The sequence below is a fragment of the Geomonas sp. genome, assembly GCF_056994735.1.
The window spans coordinates 1-4103 of record NZ_JBXKJL010000120.1 but is presented as its reverse complement, the minus strand read 5'-3'; the positions used below and the strand labels follow the sequence as shown (position 1 = coordinate 4103).

The 4103-nt window shown below is 61.4% G+C and carries 2 protein-coding genes; both read right to left on the bottom strand.

Annotated features, from left to right (window positions below):
• A partial coding sequence (locus tag AC11W3_RS05830; protein WP_484092635.1) for a hypothetical protein occupies positions 1 to 695 on the bottom strand: 695 nt, incomplete at its 3' end.
• 30 nt (positions 696 to 725) lie between these two features.
• The coding region (locus AC11W3_RS05825; RefSeq protein ID WP_484092634.1) for a LamG-like jellyroll fold domain-containing protein at positions 726 to 4103 on the bottom strand (3378 nt) is incomplete at its 5' end.

Genomic DNA, 4103 nt, shown 5'->3' with positions numbered 1-4103 from the left:
GGAGTCGAGGTGTCGAGCCAGTGAGTATCGAAGGTGTAATGCGTATAGGAGGAAGCGAAGTTCTCGGCATCGAAGAAGTCCGACTTTACCACTTTGGACTTGGTCCTTGTGAAGCATCCCAGTTCGGAGCGCATCGTCACCCCTCCCCCAGCGTACACCTTGCTGGTAGTCTCGTACTGGGAGTACAGGGTATTGGCGTAGTAAGCAAGCCTGATTACCTTGAATGCGTTGGTGTATGTCGCGTTGTTGGGCCTGAAGTAGGACCACGAGGAAGTTGCCGGAGCGGCGTAATCGGAATTGATGATGATCTGGTAGTACCCCTCCACGGTAGCGACATGAAGTGGGACCGTCGTGGCGTTCGTGTAATTGACGTAGGCGGTTTCCCCCGCTTTCAAGGGGTAATCAGTGCTGACGTCGGTGATGTCTGTCGCCGCTCCATTGACGACCGTCATCCAGCCATTGCCGTCACAGAACTCGGCGCGTTTCTCGGTGCTGTTGTACCTAACCATCCCTTCGGTGGCTGCGGTGCACACCGCATCCGCCCCCCCTATCTTCACTCCGCCCCTGACATCTAGTTTGGCATCAGGGGTCGACGTGCCGACGCCGATATTGCCCCTCACCATGAGATCGCCGGCAGCGAATGCCTGGCTCGTCGATATCGTCAAGAGCAGCAGCGACGTGACAATGGTCTTCATAATCTCCTCCTCAATGCTTCAGTTTTGCCGTTACTGGCCTATTATCACGTCCGAAAGGGTCGCTATGCCGTCAGTGGTATAGAGGTTGCCGTTGATGGTGCTGACGCCTACCTTGGTGGTGAAGGTACAATCGTAGCCCCCCTCGATGGTCATCGTCCTGTCGATGGTGAGATCCTCGCTAAAGAGACCGGCTGCCATGTCGATAGTTTCCCCTGTCTCCGCCGCGACATAGGCGGCACCAAGCGTGAGGAAGTACAGAGGCTGCTGGCGGAGTATCCGTACCGGATAAGCGCATTGCTGGGAGTCGCTCGGCTGAGGACTCTGGACCGTGAAGTTCGTCTCGGCCCAGGTGGCGTTGCCGGCGGCGTCGGTTGCCTTCAGACGCAGCGTGTGCGGCCCGTCGCTCAGCGGGTACAGATATTCGCCGTTACCCTGCGGGACGGCGACTCCGTCCACCCTGGCCACGACGCTCCCCTCGCTGGCCGAGAAGTTGAGCTGAGGAGTGGCGGTGGTTACCAACCCGACCGGAGAAGTGATGGAAAGGGTCGGCTTGACAGTGTCCACGGTGAAGGTCACTTCGGCGTACCCCGTCTGCCCCAGTGTCCGGGTTACCTCGACCCGGACGGTATGCTGTCCGTCGCTCAGGGCACTCAGGGTGTCCCCGGAGACCTTGGAGACCACCACCCCGTCGACCTTGACGGTGACGATCCCGCTGCTGGCGGCGTAGCTAAGGAGAGGAGTGGTGTTGGCGGTAGCACCGGCCGCAGGAGAGATGAGCTTGACGGTCGGCAGGTCGGTATCGGCCAGCGTCAGTTGCAGCGCGGCGCTCACCACGTTCATCTGCTCGTCGTAGGCGTAGCAACTGATGTTGATCTTCTCGTTGGGTCCGGCATCCGCGGCGACAGGGAAGCTCACGGCCTGACTTGCCGTGGCTAGCGGAGTTGCCAGCTTCGTCGACCACTTCCCGCTAGCCGCCCCGGTCGAGGTGCAGCCAAGGACCTTGATGCCGGTGTCGTCGGTGGCGGACAGGTTGACGACAGCCGTCTCGCCCGGCCGGTAAAGCACGGTTTGGCCGGGGCTGGTCAGGGTAAGCTTGGGAGCGGCCTTGGACCGGGCGAGCACCTCCTGGTCCGTCAGGGCGCGCTTGTAGACCACCACGTTGTCCATAAGCCCTTTGAGATAGCCCATGTCGTTGGAGTAGCCGAGGTTGATCCGGTCTTGGCCGCTGTAGTCGGAATGGTCGTAGCTGTTGGTTCCTGCCAGCACCCCGTCGATGAAGGCCCGCTGCCCTACCCCGCTCTTCACCACCAGCGCCCAGTGGTGCCAGGCGTTGTCGTTGACCTTCTTGGTGGTACACCAACCGCTCCCCGCGTAGACGCGGAAGCAGGCATTGCCACTGGCATCGACATACATGTGCCTGTCGTGCCCGCCGTCGGCCCCTCTGGCTGCGAACAGGCCGCTGGAGGCGGCAGTCTTAGCCCAGGTCTCGACCGTGAAGTTGTATTCGGGCATGTTGAACATGACTTCTGTGTAGCTGTTTGTGGCCCTGAAGTCGCCGGCCGTGGAGCCGATGACCCGGTCAGTGGCGAAGGTGGCGCCGCTGTAGCCGTAGCCGTTGTTCCCGTATCCCGAGAAGTCGTTCCAGTTGCCGTCCATCTTCCAGAAGCCGACGATGTCGGGATCCCCTTGGCTTGCCGGCAGGACTTCGACCGCGAAGGTGACCGGTTCGCTGGTGTTGCCTGCGGCGTCCCTGCTGGTGATTTCCAGGATGTTCTGCCCCAGTTGCAGGTTATAAGGGACATACCAGGAGGTCGAGTTATCCACGGCCACCATTTGCTTCCCGTTCACCCTGATGGAGGATCCAGCGTCCTTGGTGCCGGAGAGTAGTATCGTTGAGCCGTAGGTGGGCGACGGCACCTGGTCCACCGTCGGCGCGGTCGGGGCCGTCCTGTCGTCCGTGCTTCCCGCGTAGTATTCCTCCAGTATGTCCTCTACAGGAATGGCGCTCTTGTAGATGATGACCTCGTCGACCAGGCCCTTCCAGTTCCTCCCTCCGCCACCCCACTTGCCGAGGTAGAGGGCCTTGGTGCTGTCGTAGGTGACATTGGTCGTTCCCACGGCACTGGGGAGCGCCACGCCGTTCAGGTAGACGGTGTTGACCTTGGTGTTGCCGTCCCTGGTTATGGTCAGCAGCGTCCACTGGTCGGGGTCGAGCGGGAAGCTTATCGCCGGAGAGCCGTCGCTGCTGATGAACTTGTAGCGGTTGGTGATGGAGCCGTCCTGCTGCACGACCCACGACTTTCCACTGACGTAGTTGTTGTCGATGATGGTGGCGTTGGCCTGCTGCGAGAGCCCCGGTTTCACCCACATCTGCATGGTGTAGCTCTGCAGCTCGAACCAGTTGCCGAGCGCTGCCGAATCATCCACCCCGTCGAAGGTGGCGGATGAGGCACCCTCGATCCGGTCGGCGCTGAAGGCAGCCCCGGTGGCCGTTGCGTTACGCCCCTTGCCCGAGGTGTCGGACCAGTCGCCGTCCAGGTGCCACTGACCGACAAGATCGGATTTCGGAGCGATGGTGAAGGTGAAGTTGTAGTCGGCCGGGGTGGGGTTGCCGGAGATGTCGGTAACGCCAGCCTTGACCGTGCCGGTATACTCCTTGTTTTCGCTGAAGGCGCCGAGCGGTTTGAAGGTTGCCGCCGTGTTGTTGTCGGAGAGCGTGACCTTCCCGGCAACGGGTCCGAAAGCGGAGGAGACCACGAAGCGGTCGGTAATCGAAGCCGGATCCAGGGGCTTATCGAAGGTGACCTTGACCGCATTGGAGGTGTCGTTCACCGGGAAGACGATGTCGTCTACCCAAGTGGTGTCATACCCGCTGGAGACCGAACCGTCCTTGGTGTAGCCCCATTTGAAGGTATGCCTACCCGCGGTGACCGGGTAGCTGACCTGGGTCCATCCCACGCCGCCCGACCAATTCCCCAAATTGGTCCCGTCGAGGTAGAACCTCAGGTAGTCGTAATTCCCTTCCGAGCTCACCGAGAACCAGAAGGTTACATTGCCGGCCACGCAGTCCAGGGTCACTTCCATGTAGGAGCTCTGGCCGTCGCCGATGGACATCGGGGCCTCGGCCGAGAAGGAGCCGCCATGCACGCTGGTGGACCTGGCCGTCCACATGCCGTTGCCATAGGTGCTCCAGGGAAGATTTGTCAGGGTGCCGGTCTCGAAGTTGTCGCTGGCGACGACGGGTTCTCCGGGCAGCGCCACGGCCGTGACCACCGGCGGAGTGTTGTCGGTGGTGAAACTCGAGGTGAACGGCACCAGGTTGTTTCCGGCCAGGTCGGTCACTGCCGCGGTCGCGTGGACCGTGTAGACGCCGCCCCGCACCATGGCGCTATTGGGCTTGATGGTGGC